General features: G+C 47.4%; 16 protein-coding genes. 6 read left to right on the forward strand and 10 right to left on the reverse strand.

The genetic code is table 11. The features are described 5' to 3' along the window. Positions 1-76 precede the first annotated feature (76 nt). The gene (locus B8987_RS15895) at positions 77-1,804 is read right to left on the reverse strand and encodes a peptide ABC transporter substrate-binding protein (protein WP_020374411.1); all 1,728 of its coding nucleotides are present in this window, start codon (positions 1,802-1,804) and stop codon (positions 77-79) included. A 363-nt stretch (positions 1,805-2,167) separates the two neighbouring features. On the opposite strand from B8987_RS15895, the gene B8987_RS15900 reads away from it, so the two are divergent. After that, positions 2,168-3,352, forward strand: coding sequence for a 5'-methylthioadenosine/S-adenosylhomocysteine nucleosidase (locus B8987_RS15900; RefSeq protein ID WP_020374410.1), 1,185 nt, complete (start codon positions 2,168-2,170; stop codon positions 3,350-3,352). 279 nt (positions 3,353-3,631) lie between these two features. Then, positions 3,632-3,883: a hypothetical protein gene (locus B8987_RS15905; protein ID WP_020374409.1), complete on the forward strand. Its 252-nt coding sequence runs from the start codon at positions 3,632-3,634 to the stop codon at positions 3,881-3,883. 87 nt (positions 3,884-3,970) lie between these two features. Here B8987_RS15905 and B8987_RS15910 read toward each other — a convergent pair whose 3' ends face one another. The 4 genes from B8987_RS15910 to B8987_RS15925 all read right to left on the reverse strand — a co-directional run bounded on the left by B8987_RS15910 (position 3,971) and on the right by B8987_RS15925 (position 9,560). Beyond that, positions 3,971-5,158 (reverse strand): MFS transporter, encoded by a 1,188-nt coding sequence (locus B8987_RS15910; protein WP_084661697.1) that lies wholly within the window; start codon positions 5,156-5,158, stop codon positions 3,971-3,973. A 102-nt stretch (positions 5,159-5,260) separates the two neighbouring features. Further along, positions 5,261-6,703 carry an FAD-linked oxidase C-terminal domain-containing protein gene (locus B8987_RS15915; protein ID WP_020374408.1) on the reverse strand — a complete coding sequence of 481 codons (1,443 nt, stop codon included), beginning with the start codon at positions 6,701-6,703 and terminating at the stop codon, positions 5,261-5,263. A gap of 179 nt (positions 6,704-6,882) precedes the next feature. Continuing rightward, positions 6,883-8,220 (reverse strand): (Fe-S)-binding protein, encoded by a 1,338-nt coding sequence (locus B8987_RS15920; RefSeq protein WP_084661698.1) that lies wholly within the window; start codon positions 8,218-8,220, stop codon positions 6,883-6,885. A 2-nt stretch (positions 8,221-8,222) separates the two neighbouring features. Beyond that, positions 8,223-9,560, reverse strand: coding sequence for an FAD-binding oxidoreductase (locus tag B8987_RS15925; RefSeq protein ID WP_084661699.1), 1,338 nt, complete (start codon positions 9,558-9,560; stop codon positions 8,223-8,225). A 371-nt stretch (positions 9,561-9,931) separates the two neighbouring features. Between B8987_RS15925 and B8987_RS15930 the strand changes: the two genes are divergently transcribed. Both B8987_RS15930 and B8987_RS15935 read left to right on the forward strand, forming a co-directional pair. After that, entirely contained in the window at positions 9,932-11,668 is a 1,737-nt protein-coding gene (locus B8987_RS15930) for an ABC transporter ATP-binding protein (protein ID WP_341349034.1), read from the forward strand. Then, on the forward strand, positions 11,668-13,599 hold the full coding sequence (locus B8987_RS15935) for an ABC transporter ATP-binding protein (RefSeq protein ID WP_020374405.1): 1,932 nt from the start codon (positions 11,668-11,670) through the stop codon (positions 13,597-13,599). The genes B8987_RS15930 and B8987_RS15935 overlap by 1 nt, the downstream gene beginning before the upstream one ends. Here the strand turns inward: B8987_RS15935 and B8987_RS15940 are convergent. From B8987_RS15940 to B8987_RS15960, 5 genes are all read right to left on the reverse strand, one after another. After that, a complete protein-coding gene (locus B8987_RS15940; protein WP_084661700.1) occupies positions 13,596-15,563 on the reverse strand; it encodes an acetate--CoA ligase in 1,968 nt (655 codons plus the stop codon). The two genes, B8987_RS15935 and B8987_RS15940, sit on opposite strands and share 4 nt — an antisense overlap. Positions 15,564-15,805: 242 nt before the next feature. Further along, positions 15,806-19,318 (reverse strand): AAA family ATPase, encoded by a 3,513-nt coding sequence (locus tag B8987_RS15945; RefSeq protein WP_020374403.1) that lies wholly within the window; start codon positions 19,316-19,318, stop codon positions 15,806-15,808. Position 19,319: 1 nt separating this feature from the next. After that, a complete protein-coding gene (locus B8987_RS15950) occupies positions 19,320-20,576 on the reverse strand; it encodes a metallophosphoesterase family protein (RefSeq protein ID WP_020374402.1) in 1,257 nt (418 codons plus the stop codon). A gap of 193 nt (positions 20,577-20,769) precedes the next feature. Beyond that, positions 20,770-21,345, reverse strand: a complete 576-nt coding sequence (locus B8987_RS15955) for an O-methyltransferase (protein ID WP_020374401.1) — start codon at positions 21,343-21,345, stop codon at positions 20,770-20,772. 134 nt (positions 21,346-21,479) lie between these two features. Beyond that, positions 21,480-21,737: a hypothetical protein gene (locus B8987_RS15960; RefSeq protein ID WP_020374400.1), complete on the reverse strand. Its 258-nt coding sequence runs from the start codon at positions 21,735-21,737 to the stop codon at positions 21,480-21,482. A 123-nt stretch (positions 21,738-21,860) separates the two neighbouring features. Between B8987_RS15960 and B8987_RS15965 the strand changes: the two genes are divergently transcribed. Beyond that, complete coding sequence (locus B8987_RS15965) at positions 21,861-22,592, forward strand: alpha/beta hydrolase (RefSeq protein WP_081503233.1); 732 nt, start codon at positions 21,861-21,863, stop codon at positions 22,590-22,592. Next, the gene (locus B8987_RS15970; RefSeq protein ID WP_020374398.1) at positions 22,589-23,002 is read left to right on the forward strand and encodes a VOC family protein; all 414 of its coding nucleotides are present in this window, start codon (positions 22,589-22,591) and stop codon (positions 23,000-23,002) included. The genes B8987_RS15965 and B8987_RS15970 overlap by 4 nt, the downstream gene beginning before the upstream one ends. The last annotated feature ends 127 nt before the right edge of the window (positions 23,003-23,129 follow it).

The following is a 23,129-nucleotide window of genomic DNA, read 5'->3' on the forward strand; positions in this document are numbered from 1 at the left end:
GATGAAAAAACCCGCGGACAAATACATTACCATCCGCGGGTTCATCTTGTGTGCAGGACTCATGGACCCGTCACTGCTATTTTGTTGTCGTCCAATAGTTTGGATAATATAAGTCGGTAATAGGATTAAATGTTGACTCGACATGATGGACCGTGTTAGCCGTTTCATTAAATTGTGCAATCCACGGAAACCATAAATACGGTATATCCTTAACAGCCCATGCTTCATAGGCGAATAACGCTTTTTTGGTCTGCGCGGGAGTCCCTGGAGCATAAGAGGCTTGGATAAGACGGTTCATCGTCGTCGAATTGTAATGACCCGCATTGGCCGCAGAGCCTGTCGCAAATAATTCACCGCCAGTGGGATAATAATCGGGCTGATAGGTCCACCCACCACCCCAAAACGCGGCATCCCACTTGGCAGGATTCGAATGCATAGTTTGAATCACGTTATCAAAGGGTTCTGGCACGAGAGTAACTTGGATGCCTTCTTTAGCCCAGTCAGTTTTGACTAATTGCACCACATCGGTAATGGTATTGCTACCGGATGTGTAAATGAGAGGAAACGCCAATTTAATTCCATTTTTAGTCATCACCCCATTAACCATATGCCAGCCGTGAGCTTCCAGCAACTTTTTTCCGGCTTGCGGATTGAAGGGATAAGGAGCTCGGCTCAACGCCGGATCATAAAATTGGGTTGGTGGTTTAGAAGGAACCGGACCATCTTCTGTGACACCTTGACCATGATAGAAGCTGTTAATAATGCCTTGCTGGTCGATGCCCATTTCTAAGGCTGCCCGAACATATCTTTGACTGAAGACAGGTCCCAATCCCCCCAAGGCATCGGGACTTTGATTGACACGCGCCATGTTAAATCCAAAAGCATAGCCACTCCAATAACGGTCGACATGGTTTAGTGAAGACTTGGAATCCCATAAAGATGGCGGTAGATAGCCCACGTCAACGGTACCGGTTTTCAGTCCAGCGAACTCGTTAGCCGACGACGTTTCGTATTGAAATTCAATCTTTTTAATCGTCGCTTTGTGGCCGCCGTAATGCGGATTAGGAGTAAATGCCCAATAATTGTTGGGTTGCATTTGGGAAAATTGAAAAGGCCCGTCAACGATTTTGAAGGGGGCGGCGGTTGGCACATTGGCAATGCTCTTGATATAAGTAAGTTCTTGGTTCATGTTATTGGGATACTTGTCCCACGCACTTTTGGGAACAGGAATGATTTGCGCGAGACCATTGTGAATAAACCACGATTGGTTGGCCGGGTGAGCTAAGGTTACCACAACCTTATGGGAACCGACAGCTTGCACACTTGTCCAATCGGAGGGAATTCCGCCGCCACCCGCACCCCCATAGGACCAAGGCGCATTATTTTCACTGGCCGCTTTGATAATATCCCAAGTAAACACCACATCTTGAGCAGTAACCGGTTTCCCGTTTGACCAACGATATTTAGAACCTAACGTAATGACATAGCGTGTGCCTGAACTATTATATTGAATATTTGTGGCCAAGGATTTAGCGTAGTCAATACCATCTGTTTTACTGATGTACACTAACGGCTTATACATCATAAAATTCATCTGACTATTAGTGTCAGTAAAGCCTGTTGAGGCGAGAACCGGAAAAAACCAATTTGGCGTGGTTTGCACAGGCAAAGCGACCACGACCGTCGAGGGTGCTGGCGATGTCGACGTAGAAGAAGATGGCGCGGTCGTCGAGCTCTGCCCACAGCCAGCCGTAATAAGTCCCAGAATGGTGGCACTGAGAATGAAAGGTGAGACGTTCTTCATGGACAACCTCCTGTAGCCATTGGATGTAAGGACAAGGACAGACAAATGACCGGTAGATATCCCGATCCAGCGTCTTCGCTCGATAAATCGTCGAAATATTGATAGGTAATGCTCTAAAGATCTGTGATGCGATAGTGAGGAATACACCGTATTATAGTCAATAATTGTCGAAAAGAAAAGATTATTGTTAGATCGACAAAAAATGATGAAAATCGCAAGATCCCAATGTAAGAAATCAGTCCACAAAATTGGGCAAGATAACAAACTTTTGTTGAGCATCTTAAAACCATTTAAGCGACACGGTACCATAAAAATGTCTTCCGGTTTCCTAATGCTCCATCATAATAACTAAGGAGACATGGTATGAAATCGTTGTCGTGGATAGCATTACTTTCTCTGACAGGATTTACATGGGGCACCACGCTCTTGGCCTCTTCCCCCTTCTCTTCCGCGTCACCGGCGCCTCGCCACCAATTGAGTTTTTGGCAAATTCCGCGGATAGGCATCATGAGTCCTATGGCCATGGAACAGGCCCCCATATTGGCGGCTATGAAAGTCCAAGCCACAATTCGCAAAGATGGATATGTATTTTATGTGGGAACGTTGGCGGGTCAACCTGTGGTAGACGTACGAAGCGGCGAAAAAGAATATGCGGCGGAACTGGCCATGACCTTAATGGCTCTCACCTTCCATTTAAAAGGCGCATTGTTAGCCGGTACCGCTGGTGCCCGCAATCCCTCCGTACACGTGGGAGATGTTGTGGTTAGTGGATTTGTCGTCGACAAATCATCATTACACTATCATAATCAGGGTGATGCCACGCCTTACACCGGAGTGGAAATGCTTACCACGCACCGTTCACTGCAGTCACATGCGATCGTTGGCGGATATGGTATTATTGGACCACGTCCCCATAATGCGTCAAGTTTTGGTTATGGTTCTTCGCATCCCTCGCATCACTATGTTTATTTCGAAGCGTTAGCCGGTTCTCAAACTCTTGCCACGCTGGCATTGCATTCTCAAGCGGTTCTCGGAACGACCCCCCTTAGCGACATTACCGGCAATCCCGACCAGTCGGGATCGCAACCCGCCCATGTCATAGAAGGCGTCATTGGGAGTGCCAATCAATGGACGGAGCCCTTATCCTGGATGGCTGCCCAAAACGCTTTATACCCGTCAGATGCCGGTGAAAATGAAGGAATGGGCTTCGCTTATGTGACAACACAAATGGGTATTCCATGGCTAATTGTGCGGGGTATTTCGGATTCCCCATGGTATCCGTCAACGTATCATGGCGTCTTAGCAGCCGATCGTGCCGCTAAAATTGTAGAAAGTGTGGTCGCCCACTGGCCAAAACCTTCCGCTCTCCGCAATACGGCCACGTTTTCGGACTTATCCCCAGAAAGCAATGCCCAAAAATGGGGTTACATCGTAGGGAATAAAGCCTTCTACAATGTGGGGCCGGTCACAGAAATTGTGTATACAAACTCTCATGGTAAGACCATAACCATTAACTCTCCGAACGACTCAGAATATACCATGCCTTAGCCAGAAATTCACCACAACACTCATAACAAACGGGCGACGACGATATTCAGCGCTCCTTTTTTGTGCGGAAACTAAAAGGAGCGCTGAATATTGCCCGACATGATGCGACTAACCACACCCGGCTATAAAGGATGAGGACAGCATGAAAAATTATTCTGGAATTTTGTCGATATTTTGATGGGCAAAGGATTCAAAATATGTTTAAATTTGACTAATGCGTATTTTTACACAGTTAAACGACAAGACAAGATCTATCAAAAGAATGAGGAGAGGATTTGCATGATCATTTTAGAATTGATCGGGGTGGCCTTATTTAGCCTGGCGGTATGGGACGTGACATTGCAAACGGGTGATTATGATCGCAAATTAGTCCGCGAATATCACCAGGCCCAAAAGTTGGCTCAACTGACTGGGGAGAAGCCTCCAACATGGGATGCTTTTCGGGAAGCGCCCATTGACTTCAATGTCCGCCTGATTACAGCGCCTCTTGTGGCCGCCTCCGGATGCGATCCCTGTTCAGATGATGTCTAATTGGTCGCATTCTCCTATCCTCACCATGAGTCCTTCAGGTCATTTCCTCTTGCTTGGTTATCAGGATGCATGGAACCGGAAAGATGTTTATGTTGACATTTCGGGTTGATTGGGTACAACATGACGAGAGTAGTACCAAAATCCGATGACTGCGGCACTAATCATCACCATTCCGGTTAAACTCAAGACCGTTTGTGGATGAAAAACTTTGTATAATGCGGCCATGACACCCAGTCCCATCACACCGAGCCCGGACATGACAAACTGTTGGACCGCAAACACATGACCTTGATCTAACGCAGGAATATGCTCTCCAATATGGGTATCTAAGGCAACATGCACGGCTGGAGAGGCAATGGCGCCGACAATTGCAGCTCCCAGAGCCCAATAATAAGACGGGCTTAACGCGAGCAAGGCAAACCCGATGCCGGTCATGGTCCATGATACGAAATAGAACTTTTTGAGAGATCCCCGGATTTGCGGGAGAAGCCACACCGTGCCAATAATAGTACTCAAACCCCACGTAGACCGTATGACCCCATAGCCTAATGATCCATGGTGCCATTGCTTGAGCACTAGCAAAGGAATGCCCAACGTGAAAGCCGGCCATAGGAGATTATTTAGACCACGAATCGCTAATGCCAGACGAAGAAACGAATCATGTGTTATTTGCCGCACAGCCACCATAAACTGGGGCAATGACTTTTGTTGATGTACCGGACGCGGTAATCCACTCCACGTGGTATGAAGCGGCTTAACAAGCAAAAAAGCGGTGGTTAGCAATACCGTAATACTCAAAACAAGTCGTGAAAATGAAAGGTTTGCCAAGCCCCAACCCGCCGCTAAGGGGCCTAAGAGAATCCCAAAGCGCGAGGCCAACTCATAGCCACGGGACGCTTGGCGCAAACGGTTCATAGGCGTATGACGCATAAGATGTGCCTGAAGCAAAGGAACAATGCGGCCTGACAACCATCCATTGATGAAAGCAACAACCAATAATCCCACCAAAGATGGTGGTGCTAAAAAAACACCGACACCCATAATGAGGGTTTGAAAAAGGATGACGGTTGCGATCGATTGCCCACCCCCTCTTTGGGGTCCAAGCAAACCGACAAAAACATCAGCAACTGTGCCTAACATTAAGGCAAAAGCCATCCATTCCGCTGAATGGGTTTTTTCCAACACGCGCCATAATAGCAGAACGGACCAACTATTTTGAACAAAATAATTGAGAAACACAACCCACAGAAATTGACGATAGTGCCCATCAGGCATTCTTTATCCTACTTTCCCATCCTGGGTGATAACGCTCTGTCTTCAGTGAACTGCAATCCCATCTTGTGCCCCCATAGGGTCTATCCATCTCTAACCATGCCATTATAGGGATGATGGGATGCTCACAACACCATGACGTGTGGGACGGTCCCCACAACTCTGTGGCGTGGGCAGAATTTTGCCTGGGTTACACAGTCCTAACGGATCAAAAATTTGTCGGAGGCGTGATTGAGCGTTCAAGTCCAATTCATTATACATATAGGCCATTTGTTGAATTTTTTCAATACCGACTCCATGCTCTCCCGTAATACTTCCCCCCACATCGACACATAACTCGAGAATTTGTTGTCCCAGCATTACTGCACGTGCTAATTCCTCTGGGTTTCGCGCATCATAACAAATGAGAGGATGTAAATTACCATCACCCGCGTGAAAAACATTGGCCACACGCAACCCGAATTGCTGGCTAAGTGCCGCAATGGTTTCAAGCACATGAGTCAGTTGACTTCGGGGAATCACTCCATCTTGCACTAGATAGTCGTTAGAAATGCGCCCGATAGCCGGGAAGGCCATTTTTCGGCTTTTCCACCATAAATCCCTTTCGGCATCGTTGGCCGCAAGCTTTACCGTGCGTACATGATGCGCGGTGCAAACATTCATCACTTCCGCTGCCACATCATCGACACCCGCTTCCAGCCCATCAACTTCAATAAGCAACACGGCCTCAATATCAGAGGGATAACCCACACGGTAGTGACTTTTATCGACGGCATATAAGGTGAGTTTGTCCATCATTTCGCAGGCTGCTGGAATGATGCCATGGCGGATTAGTGCTGATACCGTATCTGATGCATCTTCAACGCGGTCAAACAAGGCCAAAAGTGTCTTGACAGATTCCGGCTTTTTAAGAATTTTGACAGTGATTTCCGTCACGATGCCTAAAGTGCCTTCGGATCCGACAACGACGCCTAGCAAATCATAACCCACGGCATCTCCGAAATTTTCCCCGAGTTCCACAATCCGACCAGTGGGCAACACGCATTTGACTGCGACCACGTGGTTGGTGGTGACGCCATATTTTAAACAATGTGATCCACCCGAATTCTCGGCGACGTTACCTCCGATAGTACATACGGACTGACTGGAAGGATCAGGGGCATAATAAAAGCCATGACTCGCAATCTTTTGCGTCAAGTGTAAGTTGACAAAACCCGGTTGAACAACCGCCCGGTGATTCTCATAATCAATACTCAAAATTTTGTCCATCTTGACCAGATTAATAATAACTTCGTGATGGGTGGGCGTTGCTCCTCCGCTGAGCCCAGTCCCCGCCCCGCGAGGAAGAAATGCAATACCGTGTTGGTAAAAATATTGTACAAGCAAGGATACCTGTTCAGTCGTTTCAGGAAAAACGACGGCGGTAGGTTCAGCTTTTTCCGCCGTATAAGCATCACAATTGTAGGCTTTAATTCGGGCCGGATCATATAGCAGATTCTTCTCCCCGACAATACATTGAATAGCCTGAATACTTTGCGTATCGAGCATTCTCTTCCCTTCTTTCATCGAGTTACGCACGCGGTTGAAACCGAGGGTACTCCCCTTCTTGCTAGAACGATTGCAATATCCTTTCTCCTCAAGAGTGTCAACGCGCGTCCCCTTATCAGGGGTCATAAGTCACATAAGGGCCCATGCGGTCAGTTGAGAATTGGACGTGAGCTAATCCCCTACGACTCTAAACCGGATTCCTGTTGGTAGGCTAAGTCAAGCAATTCCACTGTATGGACAACGTTCACGTGACGTTGATGTTTGTTTAACCCGGCTTTAATCTGCAAAAGGCAACCGGGATTGCCTAGAACCACTGTATCTACATCTGGCGGAATATCCGCGACTTTTTGATCCAATAGTTTTCCTGCCATGTCGGGATGGGTCAGATTATAAATCCCTGCACTCCCACAACAGCGGTCTGCATTGGGCATTTCTTCAAACTGGATTCCTGGAATGGATTGGATCAAGCGGCGGGGTTGCTGCCTAATTTTTTGTGCGTGGCATAAATGACATGCATCATGATAGGTTACTGCACCCGATATGGAATGTTTGGGTGGCTCAAAGCCGGTTTCGACCAAAAATTCCGAGACATCCCGTACCTTGTTGGCGAATTGCGTTGCCAAATCATATTCCTCTTCAGAAAGTTCCTCAAATAAGTCGGGATATTCTTTCATGGCCGCCCCACACCCAGCCGAGTTAGTGATGACGTAATCCACATCCGCTTCAAGAAAGGCACGGATATTCGTTCGGGCCAGAGACCGAGCCGTAAGCCTATCACCCGCATGCACATGCAAAGCACCGCAGCAGACTTGTTGAGTAGGCATCACAACTTCCCAACCATTATGTGCGACAACGCGTATCGTGGCCTCATTAATCGGTGACATGAGAGCATCCATGACACAGCCCGTAAGGAGTCCTACTCGGCCCTTGGGCGAGGTTTGAGGTGAAGTCACGGTGGGCCATGTTGTCAATGTCGGAGAGGACGGCGTAGGCAAAATATCTTCGTAATCCCGCAGGTGTTGGGGCAATAATTTGGTTATTTGGGTTTTGTGAGCGAGAGAACGCAAACCCGATCGGTGGTAGAATCGGAGGAATTTGCCAGCCCACCTCAGTCGTTTCGGATAGGGAAACAGATGACGGAGGGTAAATTGCTGAACGCGGTTTAGCCGCCCGTGCTCTGTTTGCCAGGCATAAATTTGCCCGCGGGCATGTTCTATGAGATTGCCCACTTCCACTCCCGAAGGGCAGACGCTTTCACACGCCCGGCAATCCAAGCAGGTCATCACCGGATCAATGACAGCCTCATCTAATGGAATATCGCCGAGAGCCGCTTGCTTGATCAAATACACGCGTCCTCGCGGGGAATGATTTTCATCGGATGATTGTTGGTACGTGGGGCAAACTTCCAGGCAAAAGCCACAGTGAACACATTTAGAATATTTATCGGGCTGAGGCGGCTCCGGATAACCAAATGCTGTTGCGCGCTCTTCATTCGTTGATACCAGTCTTTCTGCCATGGTTAGATCCCTCCGACAAATATTCCCGGATTGAACAGATGCTGCGGATCATACTGATCCTTTACTAACTGCATAAGTTCTAATGCCCCATCTTGGAGACGAGGACTGTAAAAAACCTCAATACCGTGGCGTACTGCCAGTGGAGCCTTTTCAATAACCAACGTGCCCTGCTGGGATTGAACCCATTGGCGAAGACGAGTCAGGGCGCGTTTGGCCTCGTCAACATGCTCAGTTTTGAGAAACAAACGTCCGATGCCCTCGGGTAAAGTCACCGAGATATGTGAGGTTATATCGTGATCAGCCTTCAGTTGGTGTTGAATATTAGAAGCCAGTGATGCGATATGGGCCGGTTGTGTCTGTAAGCGCAGAACGATGGAAGCGGCACCAAGAATCCGCCGGTACTCCCGCCAAAAATCGTCGACCTCTAAAGGCCCTATGACTTGCAATGACTGTCCAGCCAGCTGATAGAGCGTGTCACGCTGAAAACGAGCTGAGGCTTCATTTTCATCACTCCCAATGATTAACGTCCATGGCGAGGACGTCGCCGTGTTCCCCGGTAACAACGGTATCTCTCCCATTAATTCAAAACAGGCGGGAATCAAGGATGAGTCCATAATGGCACGTTGCCAGCTGATAATTTCGTTAAGAGTCCCCGGCAAAGCGCAAAGTTCGCGGTAGCGCGGAATCGGCTTCACTTTCAAGGTGCACTGGGTAATAATCCCTAAAGTACCCAAAGATCCGATAAACAACTTGCTGAGATCATAGCCAGCAACATTTTTGACGACATGGCTTCCCATTTTGACCGCAGTCCCGTCGCCCAATACCACCCGAAGGCCCGTAACCATGTCGCGAAGCGTGCCATAATGCGCACGATAAGGTCCCGATTTAGCCGTCGCTACAATCGCGCCAATGGTCGTGGTCTCTTCATCGCACACGGGATCAAGTGCTAACATTTGTCCTTCTTGAGCCAGGATATGTTGGAGCTTGTGTAATGTCATGCCCGCTTCGACCGTAATCAGCATATCTTCCGGAGCATAATGAATAATGTTTTGGAGATTGTGGGTATCGAGAACAATTACAGGCCTTTGCCTGGGAATATTGCCGTAAGACCCCATCGCGCCACCCCCACTAGGAGTCATTCGCCACCCTTGGGTCCGGGCCATCTGGACAATTTGCATAATCTCACTTTCTGAGGACGGCAATACTCTAATGAATGACCAAACCTGTTCTTCTTCATTCCCATCATTAACGAACTGTTCGATTCGAACACGAGAGGAGCTGAGAACCCGTTCTAGACGATTCGCTATTATTCGCAAATCATTGCGTGTGAATCTGTCCATAGTCACGCCCTTTAAATGTTGTCAGATGAAGAATAAGAGTGCATGTGTGTGTTTTAGTGAACATACTGTTCTCTGTCTTTAAGATGGTCCTATTTTATCTAACAATTTGAATTCTTGGCAATGAAAAAATGTTTTGGCGAATAAAATGCGAAAAAGTTAATGCCTAATAACCGTTATCACCGTCAACACCAAAGGTTTTATCCTCAGACCCGACACGTGACCGGCAAAATGAGTTCGGCCAAGAATTTACAACAATGCGCGAGGAATATGGGAGGTCATGAGGGTCACCATATGCTATGATTTGTACTAACAACGAGTTTGTCATAATCTGGTTATGTACCGGGGGGTACGACCATTCCAAATGGAGTGACATGATGACACGGCTATTAAAAATATTGCGTCCAGCATGGTTCTCCATCAGTTTGATTATCATTTTTACGTTTTTGCAGACCTTATCTACCTTATACTTACCGCGACTCATGGCAAATATGGTGGACCAAGGTGTCGTCAAAGGGAATATGTCCGATATTTTTACAGTGGGAACTATGATGTTGATCGTCACGCTGTTGGCAGCGGTCTTCTCTATTATCGCGGGATATTTGGCGTCGAAAACCTCCGCAGAATTCGGGCGCATTGTACGGGGCCAACTTTTTCGCCATGTGGAGTCATTAATGCCGCACGACTTTGACCAATTCGGAACCTCCTCCTTGATCGTGCGCTCAACCAACGATGTCATGCAAGTGCAGCAATTTGTCAATATGCTGCTTCGCATGATGGTGATTGCTCCCCTCATGGCTGTGGGCGGCATCATAATGGCTGTCACCACCAATGCCAAATTATCGGTAATTCTGCTTGTGGTATTACCTCTTTTAGCGGTGGGAGTTTATCTCATTTTGAAACACGGTCTTGTTTTGTTTCACTTGATGCAACAGAAGGTCGATGTGTTAAACCGTATTGTTCGCGAGAATTTGATGGGAGTGCGGGTGATTCGGGCTTTTAACCGGGACCCTTATGAACAGTCTCGTTTTGAACGTGTTAACGGAGATTTGACCCAGGTTTCGATTCGGGTTTATGCGTTAATGGCATTATTCATGCCATTGGTGATGCTGATGATAAACTTATCGACCGTGGCGATTTTGTGGTTTGGCGGACGAGAAGTGGTCATAGGCACACTGCAGGTAGGCAATTTGATGGCTTTCATTCAATATGTCACCCAAATTATGTTTTCGATTATGATGGTATCGGCCATGTTTTTTATGATTCCCCGAGCGCAAGCATCGGCTGCGCGGATCACTGAGGTACTGAACCTCGTCCCGTCGGTAACCAATCACGATGATACGATGATTCCCACACTGACGACTTCCTCATCACCCCCATTAATTTTCGATAGGGTGTCTTTTCGCTATCCGGGAGCCGAAGATATGGTTTTGTCTCATCTTTCCTTTGACGTTCCGTCCGGCCAACTTACGGCGATTGTGGGAGGAACAGGATCCGGCAAGACGGCTTTATTAAATCTCATTCCGCGGTTCTTTGATGTAAGTGAGGGAGCTATATTATTACATGGTGTAGACATCCGTAACCTTCCTCAACAATTTGTGCGGTCCAAAATTGCGTATGTGTCCCAAAAAGCCGTGATCTTTTCTGGAACTATTGCCGACAATATTCGTTTTGGTAACCCCGAGGCTTCCGATGAGGACGTTGAAGAAGCCACTCGAATTGCACAAGCCCTCGAATTTATTCAGCGGCTTCCTGACGGTTTTCAGTCGCTCGTCACCCAAAATGGGAATAACTTGTCGGGAGGTCAGAAACAACGACTGGCGATTGCCCGAGCCCTGGTGAAAAAAGCAGACATTTATCTATTTGACGATAATTTTTCAGCTCTCGACTACCAAACCGATCGGCGACTCCAAGAGGCCTTACGCGAATACTTGCAAGATGCTGCTATAATTGTCGTTTCCCAACGAGTACAGACTGTGATGGATGCTGATCAAATTCTGGTTCTTGACAAGGGGCAAATTGTTGGCCGTGGTCGACATGAAACCCTTATGCAAAGTTCTTTGGTTTATCAGGAATTTGTTCGTTCACAATTGTCAGAGGAGGCTAGTTGATGGCTGATCAGAACCGTCCCCGCCCCTTTATGCCTTTGATTGGCTCTGGCGGACATGGTTGGGGTCAAAATTTCGCCATTTCCAGAGAAAAACCACAACACTTTCGTGCGACGCTCATGCGTTTGATGACCTATTTGCTGCCTTATAAATGGGCACTGACCTTTGTTATGCTCAGCAGCATTATCGGAACGCTATTTTCGATTTTTGGACCCCGTATTATGGGAATTATCACCACGCAGTTATACCAAGGTTTTTTGCATAAAATGCACGGTCTACCCGGAATCAATTTTATGGTCATTGAACATTGGCTGTTTATTTTATCCGCCCTCTATGTTATCAGCGCGCTATTCAACTATCTTCCCAGGTATTTGATGGCCCATGTGACGCAGAAATCAGTTTTTGATCTCCGTCAGCAATTGGATCACAAACTGTCGCGACTTCCGGTCAGCTATTTTGACACCCATCCGCATGGTGATATATTAAGCCGGTTTGTCAACGATTTTGACAATATTAGCAGTACCTTACAGCAATCCTTAACCCAAATAATTCAAGCGTTAATCACCTTTATTGGGGTCATCGTGATGATGCTTACAATAAGCCCACTCATGACCCTCACAGTCTTTTTAACCTTGCCATTGAGTTTTTATTTTACTCGCATCATTGCTAAACGCGCTCAGAAATATTTTGCCTTACGACAAAGCATTCTTGGGCAACTCAATGGACACATTGAAGAAATGTATACCGGACATCACGTAATCAAAGCCTTTGCCCGCGAGCACGACGCGATTCGCCATTTCGACGAAGTCAATGAACAATTATATGAAGCGAGCTGGAAAGCCCAGTTTATGACCAGCATTATCATGCCTCTCATGACCTTCATCAGTAATCTTGGCTATGTCTTTGTGAGTGTTACAGGGGCCATATTAGTAACCCAACGGCGACTACAAATTGGCGATATTTTGGCATTTATCCAGTATGCTCGTCAGTTTTCCCAACCCATTAATCAACTCTCGGGAATTTCTAATGTGATTCAGTCGACGATGGCATCCGCCGAACGCGTCTTTGATTTGCTCGATGCGCCAGAAGAATCCTCTTTATCCTCTTTATCCTCTTTGTCCTCTTTGACGGAGATCACCTCAGTAAACCCTATTCAAGGTCATGTACAATTTGATCACGTGAGTTTTGGCTACACACCCCATCACCTCATTATCCAGGATTTCACCTTAGATGTGGAACCGGGACAAATGATTGCCATCGTTGGCCCGACCGGAGCCGGGAAAACCACCGTGGTGAATTTATTAATGCGGTTCTACGACGTCACTCAAGGTAGCATTCGCATCGATGGCATAGACATTCGTCACATGGGCCGGGATGATCTGCACCAGCTGCTGGGGATGGTCTTGCAAGATACCTGGTTATTTCATGGCACCATTCGTGAAAATATTGCCTACGGTAAACCAGGCGCTCCGGATTCCGCCATTATAGCCGCGGCCCAGCAGGCGCAAGCCGATCATTTCATTCGCACCCTTCCCCAAGGCTATGATACCGTGTTAAACGAGGAGGCCATCAATATTTCGGGAGGACAAAAACAGTTATTGACCATCGCCCGAGCCATTTTAGCTGATCCCCCGATCTTGATATTGGACGAGGCAACGAGCAATGTCGATACCCGCACGGAGCTGCTTATTCAACGGGCGATGGATCAATTACTTAAAGGTCGAACGAGTTTTGTTATTGCCCATCGCCTTTCCACGATTCACCATGCCGATCGCATTGTGGTCATGAATGCGGGCAGTATTGTCGAACAGGGTACACACCACGAGTTGCTACGCCGGCGGGGTTTTTACTGGGATCTTTATCACAGTCAATATCAGACTGCCCCTTCCTCCCTAACCTCTTCTAGCCCCGGCACCTCAACCGAGGCCTTTTAGCTGTCATCTGTTTGTAAGTGGATCGCCTCTTGTAGTTGAGCCACTAATGTATCCACAATTTCGGGATTTTCCATGCCCGTGCGATCCCCTTCAGCCCGGCCTGTTGTCACAATCTCTTTCAGGAGACGACGCACAATCTTCCCACTACGGGTTTTGGGCATCGCGTCAATAACATAAACCTGAGCGGGTCGCGCAATAGATCCGATTTGCTGGCTGATTTGCTCCCCAACTTTGGCATTCCAGTTTTCCTGTTTTAAAGAATTATCGCGTAGGGTGACAAACGCGACGGGCACTTGGCCCTTCAGGGTGTCATCGACTCCAATGACTGCGGATTCAGCAACCCCCGGTAATTGGAGGATCACACTTTCCATTTCCATGGTGGACAGCCGGTGAGCGGCCACATTAATCACATCATCAATGCGTCCCAAAACCCAAAGATGACGGTTTGAATCCTCAACGGCTGTATCAAAGGTGTTATAACGTCCGGGATATTGGCTAAAGTACTGCGTGTAATATCGTTCGCGATTTCCCCAAATCCCCCGCGTTAAGGCAGGAAAGGGCTGCGTTAACACTAATGTGCCGGCCGTGTTCAACGCCTCGGGTTCCCCATTCGCGTTGACAATTTGATAGGCATGACCGGGTAAGGCCGGACCACACGATCCCGGTTTCATGGCGGTGACCCCGGCAATTCCCGAAGCCCAGGCACTGCCCGTTTCACTTTGTCCGTAAGTATTATTAATATCAACCTGACCCGATCCGAGGTGTTGACGCACCCACTGCCATGTATTGGCATCTAGTGGCTCACCGACCAATCCAATAAGCTGGAGAGTGTCTAACGCATATTCATGGGCTAAAGATTCGCCAAAACGTGCGAGCATCCGTAACCAAGTGGGAGCCGTAAAGATTTTGGTCACTTGATTGTGAGACAAAATTTGATAGAAATGGGCAGGCGTCGGATAATCCATAGCGCCCTCATAGACGATCATACTCGCCCCGTGAGCTAAACCGCCTACCAACTCAAAAATTGGAAACGTGAGCCATCCCGTATCAGCGGTACACCAATAGACATCATTCTCACCCAAATCCAACGTAAATTTCACATTGTGGTAAGCGCCCACAAGGAAACCGGCTCCACTATGAATGAGTCCTTTGGGTTTCGATGTGGTTCCTGACGTATAAATAATAAAACCGGGTTGGTTTGCTTCGATCGGAAGAGGATCCTGGTAGGTGGTCACATCATGCAAAATATCATCCCAAAATATATCACGAGGTCTCGTCATGGTGATTGCCGTGTTGGCCCGTCGGATAACAATAACATGTTCAACACTGTCAATCCGTTCCACAATCCTATCCAACGTTTGTTTTAAGGGAATGATGCGTCCCCTGCGGTAAGTGCCGTCGGCTGTAATAATAATGCGGGGTTTTGTTTCAACTAGCCGATCATACAATGCTTCTTGGGAAAACCCCGAGAAGATAATGTTGTAAATCGCGCCAATACGATAACATGCATGGACCGCCGCAAATGTTTCAAGCAAATTCGGGAGAAAAATGGCCACAACATCACCGGGTTGAATCCCCTGTTGCCGTAAAAAAGATGCCATTCTTGCCGTTTGATCTAATAACTGGCTATAAGTCCATGTTTTTTCCTCACCGGTTTCGCTGATCCATTTCAAGGCTTGGCGATGAGGATGGCGCTGTGCGTGACGATCGATGCAGTTGGCGCTGACATTAAGATATCCGTTTTTAAAAAATTCAAAGTTTGGTAATTCTCCTTGCATATCCGCATGCCACATCTGATCCCATACCAGTTCTTGAGCCACAGTTGCCCAATAAGCTCCGACATGTTCAATCGAACGCTGATAAAAGGCTGGGTAGTCTTTTTCCGAAGAAATCGGCAAGCGAGACGATGGGCGGTAGCTCGGAGCAATCAGGGGAACATCGGTTAACGAAAATGACGATCCCATTCCTATCCTCTCCATATCATAAATTTCTTATTATTCTATCATTATAAGAAATTGGACACTATAGGAGAAAATATTTTCGGACCATTCTGTCATCCCAAAAGAATCTCTTATCGCCTATCGTTCTGGTTACTAGGCCTCAACGGATAATCTTAGCCCAAAAGCTGATGAATAACATTTGTGACTGGGACGAGGCCTGGGACGTGCAAGGCCCATAACCCCGTCCTGTTTCAAAAAATGGCCCATTAGACAAGTTGTGCAAGGTAATGAACATGGGCCGGCTTGGGATGGAGATCATGGGCAAGATTGACAACCAATTGATGATGGGTAAAGTAGATAACCTGAGTGCGATTTGCCATCTCACTTAAAACCTCCAACGTGGCTTTCGTGCGATCATCATCAAAATGAACCAAAATATCGTCTAAGATTAATGGCAAGGACTCCCCATTATCGAGATGTTGACTGATAAAGGCTAGACGTAGCGCCAAGTACAATTGATCCCGAGTCCCATCGCTCATCTGTCCCACCAGGCGCTTATTGCCTTGCTGATCCCGCGCCTCCAAATACGGAACATTACCGTCATAATCAACCATTAGGGCTGCATAATGGTTTAAGGTGAGCCGGCGAAAAAATTGACTGGCCCTATCAAGAATCGACGATTCGTTTTGTTGACGATAGAGTTCTATAGCCCGTTGCAATAACCGTCGTGCTAATTCAACGCGCAAGTATTCTGTCCATAACCTGTCAATGTCTGCAAGCAGGTACTGTGCGCCTTGTGCCTCATCGGCGGCTAGGGCTCGGTCTCCGCTTAACCCTTGAAAGGATATCTGCATTTCCTTCAATCGCTCTTTTTGGGTGTCTTCGTATGTCATGAGTTGGTCAATTTGTTCGGTTAGGCGATCGATTTCCAAGGACAAATCCAGTGTGGGATCCACCGCATTAAATTCCTGTTCAAGGTCAGCCAGGGGTAACCCATCACCAGCTTGTCGAATATTGGTTTCCAATGATAAAGCACGGTCCTGTGCCTCTTTATATTGCCGGGATTGCTCAATAATAGTGCGCAGAGAGAGAATATCTTGACATTGATACCGTAACACCCAGGTATTTAATTGCTCGTTCACGGTGTTCTCTTCATGACGCAACATCTTCAACGCCTCGTCCGTGTTATCGATTTGACGGGCGACTTGTTGTCGCTGACTGGCAATATTCTTGGCCTCATCGAGCCGAGCCAATACCGAAGAAATCCACGAACTGATGGATGTCAGCTCATCAATGGGTTCACCCAGTTGCTCAGCTAAGGTACGGGTCTCGGTCTCAAATCGCTGGCATGCCCCCTCTTTACGGGTAATTTCCTGAACCAGTTCACTTTTTCTCTGATCCGCTCTAAATATCTCATGAAGTTGTTGAAGGTAACCCGCCGCAATTTCAGGGTCATGGGGAATGAGGGGATACTTTTCTCGCCATTGGGCCCACTGGCTATAGAGAGCTGCCAACTGATTATCGTACCCTCTTAGGACGGTTTGCTGCCGGTCTAATTTGTCTGCAATCGTCTGTAAATCGTGTTGATACGTCCGAGCAGCTTGTGCCTTTCTCTCCATGTTGCGGACAAATTCTTCACACTGGTCTAGTTGTTCATTTAAGGAGGTATCCACCAAAACCAGCTGATACTGTTGAGCGGCATTTTGCAAACGCTGCTGAAACATGGCATGCTGACTTAATAGTCTTTGTAGTTCCTGTTGCTCCTGGGTTAGAGTGCTCAGACCTTCCCGCAGAGGTTGATAAAAAGTGCTTAACCATTCTTTCATTTCTGCAGGGCTTTGGGCGTTTAACCCGGATCCCTCCCACTGTCTTTGCCACGTGTGCTGCATTGCGGTGAATTCGTTTTGTAATTGCTCAAGGCGTTGGCGGTCTTGTTGTAATTGACGGGTAATTTGATCGCGATTGAATAACAAGAGTGCTCGGCGAGCGGATTTGTCCGCCTCCTTGCGTAACCGATCCGCGATAGTGTCCGCCTCGTGCAACAGGGTTTCAAATACCTCTTCGACAGGCCGTTCTGGATTCAGATCCGAGATTTCCCCCGGGATATCTTCGTGAAATAGCCACTTTCGTTTCAATAGTGACCATGTCTGATTGCGTTGGTGACGGACTTGTATGAGTTCAGCTTCTACAGGGATGTGGCCTTCGAGTTCTAGCTTTTCTAAGTCCCTGATCAAGTTCGCCAAGTTTTGCTCTTTATGCGCAATATCCCGGCGTTGTTCCCGTAACTGGCTTTCCATCGTGTCCCACGCACTGTGAAAGTAATTTAATGTCGTGTCCAATGGTAATGGCAGAGTATCTAGATGCTCTAAGTCACCGTCAAAAATGGTTTGCTGTTGAAGCCTTTTCTCAAGCCCTTGGCGCAGGGACTCCGTGTGTTGGCGTAAGGATGCGATCTGATCGTCCAGGGCGCCTTTATGACGAATCTGATCCACCAGGTTTCGTAAAGGTGTGACGTCCTCTACGGCGCCGAGATGGCGTAATGCGTCTTGTTTTTGAGTTTGATCATTGAGTAAATCTTGGTACCGTTTCTCCTCGATTTCTCGTTGCTTTGTCATCTCTTGCAGTTTTTCAATCAGTCTTTTGATCGATTCCATGGCCTCATAAGGAATGCGTAGCATGTCCACTGTAGCATGATGGGGATCGGCTACCAGCGATTTCAAGCGGAGAGCGATATCCGCGGATACCTGTTGTTCGGCTTGCCGCAATTTGGGCAGTTCTTCATTGCGCCAGGTCTCATATTGCGTGAGCGCACGACCGATCTTTAAAATCGCATGAGTATGGGTTAACAATTGCGATTCGGGCACGAGAGCTTGGAGCTGATCGTGTTGTTGTTGCCGCTGCGCTTCCATATCTTGGATTTTACGGGCAATTTGTTGACGAGTGTCTAATAGCTGTTCGATCAGTTGTTCGTTTTCGTCTGTCAGCGGGATGATAGCGCCCAGTTCTTGAATCTGCTCTCGCACCCGGTGAAGATCGGGCAGCATCGTCTTAACACGTTGCAACCGCTTAAATTTTTCCCGTTGCTGTTCCAGAGCGTGCCGTTGTTGCTTAATCTGGGCTAGTTCATGTTCCAAGGCTGCAATAGACTGTTTTTGTTGGTGCCATTCCTCGGAACGGACACTGGTGTCACGAATGTGTTGTTCGGCATCCAGGTACTCTTTCCACCGTTTATTGAGAAGTTTCGCAGAACCCCGACGAAAACTCGGATCGAGTATGGCATTAGCCCGTTCATCCAAATCCCGCAAGAAATTATGCAGATGCTGGATCCCTCCTCCCGCCTCAAATAACGAGACCCCAGCATGTCCACCAGATTGTAAGAGACTCTCGCCCCCCTCACGTAACCGTTCGTGGTCTAATCCAAATAACAACATAAACCGTTCTTTATCATAGCCGCCCAAATATTGCTTCAGATCGTCCTCAGAGATCGAGGAATTCGCCAATTCCAGGCGCGAATAACGTTTCTTGCGCCGCAAGGAAATATGGTTTCCGAAAGCGTCTTCGATGACGCCGTCAAGAAGGGTTTGACTGTCGTAATGGTCGCGAAACGGCTCTGCAATCGTCCCACCATATAACCAATCAATCATCACACGAAGTAAGGTCGTCTTGCCTGTTTCATTCGGCCCGTAAAGGATATGGAGGCCTGATGGTGCCCCATCAAAGGCAACGTGTAGATGGCGGTAATGCAAAACATTGGAAATGGTTATGTGCCGCAGTTTCACCTTAATGCCCTCCTTTCGTCATCAGGGCTAACAAGACATCTTGAGCATCCCTTATTAAGGTCTTTACATCCTGCAACGACCCAATGACCGTTGCTCCGTCGGATTTGGTATAGGCTTTTAAGCGGAGCTGAACCCGTTCGATATCATGCAAAAATTGTTGGAGAAACTCCTCATCGTTTTGCGCATCGTTGATGTACATTTCCAATTTCGATAGCGCATTGAGTTGGGAAGACGATGGTTCAGTTTTTACGGGATAAGACGTCGCAAATTTCACTTTTTCAATCCAAATCTGACCGGGTGCGGTCATCGCCACCGCATTATCAATTTCATGGAAAAAGTAGTCCGACTCCGCTAATAATTCACCATGTAGTGCTGTTGGACCATAAAATTGTAATCGGAGAGCTAAGGGTATACCGGGATTTTCCTCACGATATTGCTGAAATGTCCTGATAACACGTTCTACAAAATCTTCATGTTGTTCAGCACCACTTAAATCAATATCCACTAAATACCACCGTAACACATCCAACGAACGATGTTCGAAGGTCAAGTCGTGCCCGTTAACGGTGACCAGTGTACATCCTTTGTCTCCCGTTTCTCGAATATGCCGCCCTTGCAAGTTTCCCGGATAAAGAATACACGGATTCGTTTCACGAATGACTTGTCTTTTGTGAACGTGTCCTAGGGCCCAATAATCATAATGTTTGTGAATAAGATCTGTGACCGAGCAGGGGGCATACGTTTCATGGCCTTCATGTCCTTCCAAGGAGGTGTGCAAAACGCCGACATTAAAATAATCCGGTAGCGCATCGGGGTAATTCAGAACCATATTTTCACGAACTTCCCGTGCGGCAAATCCCTGTCCGTGAAGTGCAACTTTAACGTCGTCGATGACAAAAGTTTGGGCATGATCGGTGGCAAATTGATGAACATTGGAGGGCAAAACCAGATGGCGGGTGATATTTGATGCGGCATCATGGTTGCCTTGCGCAATGTAGACATCTATACCGAGATCCTTCAATGCTGACATGATGCGATTAAAAAATAGTCCGGTTGAATAATCGGGCCAATCCCCATCAAATAAATCCCCTGCAATGATAATGAACCGGACCTTTTCCGCGCTGGCGAGGTTAACCAATTTTTTAAACGCTTCGCGTGTTGCGGAACGGATCATCTCTACGGGAGCATCATCGCGAGCCGATAACCCTCGCATCGGACTATCTAAATGCAAATCAGCGCAGTGGATAAATTTAAACATGAAACCTCCCATTACATCATTATTGATTAACTATCCCCAATTCTTCGGCATTCACATGGTTTACATTATAGCAGGCCTATTTCCTTCATGAGATAACGGAAGGTCACGTACAATTATGGAAGGTCACGAAAGATACCGGAAGCAGGTCACCTGAATTCCTAATCAAAGGCATACCCGCCTAATGACGCTTTCCCTATTTTGTGCGCCGGGCTAATATCGCTGCATGGCGAGCTGAGGTACGTATTTCCACACTCCACAGCTGAGCATGATGCAACCACATGTCTCGCAGCGGATCGCACTTGTCCTTCCACGCTTCAGGCCATAATTCGAACGGGGTTAAATCATCGAGGATTATCAAGCCGCCCACGGCACAGGCGGCAATAATGGCATCTATTCCCAGATATTTAGCAGGCTTCGCATCAACAAAGATTAATTGAAAGGGTCCATGTCGTAAAATTTGAGTCCAGTCTCCGGCTAAGACATGCACCGTAGAATGATGGGCAAACAATTGCCGAACCCGATTCACATGGGATAAATCGTGATCGACCGTCCACACATCGGTAGCGGCCGCACTTGCTAACCACGCGGTGCCAACACCGCATCCCGTGCCAATTTCAGCGATTTTTCCTGTGCGAATATATCCGGCAAGTAGGGCTAATAACTCACCCACTTCATCCAAGCAGGACTCAGAAAGTGCTAATTGTTGGGCCATGTGTAAAGCTTGCGTGACGATTTCAGGCCTATTGTAGGCCGATGCGGTGTTATCCATGCGACTAACCTCGTGACAGTTGATTCATCATGTCCAAATCATTGCGAAAAAGTCCACAAAATGTTTAACCATCTAGCAAGCTTAAACAGGTCACTGTCTTTTATTCTATCGCATCGAAGGAACGATGGCTTCTTTTATTCCCATCCTCTCAATAATCCCGGAATCGCCCAATTGAGGACTATGTCATGATCCTTAACCCAACGCACAAAACTTTTGAGGACCCAACCATGCTCGTCCCCCTCACACCATTGCCACGCATTTCCGGCCCATTGCCCAAGGAGCGATGCAGCCTGTTGACACTGCGTCGACGTGTAATTTTGGCGCAATTCATGCAGCCATTGATCCACAATCCTTCCCATTTCGGCATTGTCATCGGTTGTGAGATATTGCATCTGCCCATCCCCTCTCTTCCTACTTACGATATATTGAGAATATCAGAAAGTTTTTACAGACTCTCTGTACAATTCGACGTTAAAAGACAAAATAGTTATGCAATAGATCTCGCGAAAGGATGAATGATGATGAATATTTTTCCTATTCAATTTGTATCAGGAGGGCAAGTCATTCGGGGTCTCGGCTATGGGCCACATTTAGGATCGCCCGAAGCGATTCGAGCGATTTTAATTCATGGTTATAGCTCATCAAAACATGCCCTAGATCCGGTGGCCACAGCATTAGCCAAAGCCGGATATCCTGTGTTGTCCATTGATTTGCCTGGACACAAATTAGGATCGAGCGGAGGCGCGTTGATCAGTTTTGCTATGGTTGTACAAGCAGCTTTAGACGCTAATAGTCAACTCCCATCTCCCTGCCGTCCTGTCTATATTGGTCACAGTATGGGTTCTGCAGCCGCTTTAGTTGCTGCAAGCCGGGACCCGCGAGCTGTGGGAGCGGCCAGTCTTGGTTTAGGTTATCCCGTGACGGTTATGCGACCCGATCCGGCGGTCATCAATTATTATTTGGAACGGTGGGCATGGGTCGATGGCGCCAGCCCCATTGAAGTGGGATTGGCGATGGATCACGACATTCCTGAAGCGCTCACACAATTAAAGGGGCGTCCCTTTTTGCTTGTCAGTGGCACTTTCGATCAAGAATTACCCCCTTTTAGTGCACAAAAATTGTTTGATATGGCTCATGAACCCAAAACGCACAAGACCGTGGAAAGCGATCACTCTGGCGTTCCATTAAAAGCTGCACCATTGGTGGTGGAATGGCTAAATCAAATCCGAGATAGCCAGAACGCATGATGAGAGCGCTATTCAGTCATATTGAAATCTATGTTGAGAAGCTTGAGCGGGTCAGCGCATTTTGGGATTGGTTCTTCGAATACATTGGGTGGCAGCGTTACCAACAATGGACGCAGGGACGCAGTTGGCGTTATCACGATGTTTACATTGTTTTCGTCGAAGTCACCACATCGTCACCCGTACCATTTAACCGGCGAAACCCCGGATTGAACCACTTAGCTTTTCGGGTGGATACGCCTCAAGAAATTGACGAGCTCACGAACCTTTTGCGTGCCAAAAAAATTCGCATTCTCTACGAGGACCGCCACCCTCATGCCGGAGGACCATCATATTATGGGGTGTTTTTTGCCGATCCGGATGGATTGAAAGTGGAAGTGTTTGTGGACTCATTGCTCAAAGATTCACCTTAAAGCGACGTATCAGCGAAATACCATCTTTTACGCAAGGGAAAGACATTGGGTATACTGTGAGTTGTGGGACTCCTTGGATATTACCCCTTATAATGGGAAGAGTCTTGGCCATTTCAAATTCAGTGAG

This window comes from Sulfobacillus thermosulfidooxidans DSM 9293, assembly GCF_900176145.1.
GTDB lineage: Bacteria > Bacillota > Sulfobacillia > Sulfobacillales > Sulfobacillaceae > Sulfobacillus > Sulfobacillus thermosulfidooxidans.

What these genes read in the sequence shown, in the direction of transcription:
- B8987_RS15895 (WP_020374411.1), bottom strand. Translation starts at nt 1,804, where the DNA reads ATGAAGAACGTCTCACCTTTCATTCTCAGTGCCACCATTCTGGGACTT.
- B8987_RS15900 (WP_020374410.1), top strand. Translation starts at nt 2,168, where the DNA reads ATGAAATCGTTGTCGTGGATAGCATTACTTTCTCTGACAGGATTTACA.
- B8987_RS15905 (WP_020374409.1), top strand. Translation starts at nt 3,632, where the DNA reads ATGATCATTTTAGAATTGATCGGGGTGGCCTTATTTAGCCTGGCGGTA.
- B8987_RS15910 (WP_084661697.1), bottom strand. Translation starts at nt 5,158, where the DNA reads ATGCCTGATGGGCACTATCGTCAATTTCTGTGGGTTGTGTTTCTCAAT.
- B8987_RS15915 (WP_020374408.1), bottom strand. Translation starts at nt 6,703, where the DNA reads ATGCTCGATACGCAAAGTATTCAGGCTATTCAATGTATTGTCGGGGAG.
- B8987_RS15920 (WP_084661698.1), bottom strand. Translation starts at nt 8,220, where the DNA reads ATGGCAGAAAGACTGGTATCAACGAATGAAGAGCGCGCAACAGCATTT.
- B8987_RS15925 (WP_084661699.1), bottom strand. Translation starts at nt 9,560, where the DNA reads ATGGACAGATTCACACGCAATGATTTGCGAATAATAGCGAATCGTCTA.
- B8987_RS15930 (WP_341349034.1), top strand. Translation starts at nt 9,932, where the DNA reads ATGATGACACGGCTATTAAAAATATTGCGTCCAGCATGGTTCTCCATC.
- B8987_RS15935 (WP_020374405.1), top strand. Translation starts at nt 11,668, where the DNA reads ATGGCTGATCAGAACCGTCCCCGCCCCTTTATGCCTTTGATTGGCTCT.
- B8987_RS15940 (WP_084661700.1), bottom strand. Translation starts at nt 15,563, where the DNA reads ATGGGATCGTCATTTTCGTTAACCGATGTTCCCCTGATTGCTCCGAGC.
- B8987_RS15950 (WP_020374402.1), bottom strand. Translation starts at nt 20,576, where the DNA reads ATGTTTAAATTTATCCACTGCGCTGATTTGCATTTAGATAGTCCGATG.
- B8987_RS15955 (WP_020374401.1), bottom strand. Translation starts at nt 21,345, where the DNA reads ATGGATAACACCGCATCGGCCTACAATAGGCCTGAAATCGTCACGCAA.
- B8987_RS15960 (WP_020374400.1), bottom strand. Translation starts at nt 21,737, where the DNA reads ATGCAATATCTCACAACCGATGACAATGCCGAAATGGGAAGGATTGTG.
- B8987_RS15965 (WP_081503233.1), top strand. Translation starts at nt 21,861, where the DNA reads ATGATGATGAATATTTTTCCTATTCAATTTGTATCAGGAGGGCAAGTC.
- B8987_RS15970 (WP_020374398.1), top strand. Translation starts at nt 22,589, where the DNA reads ATGATGAGAGCGCTATTCAGTCATATTGAAATCTATGTTGAGAAGCTT.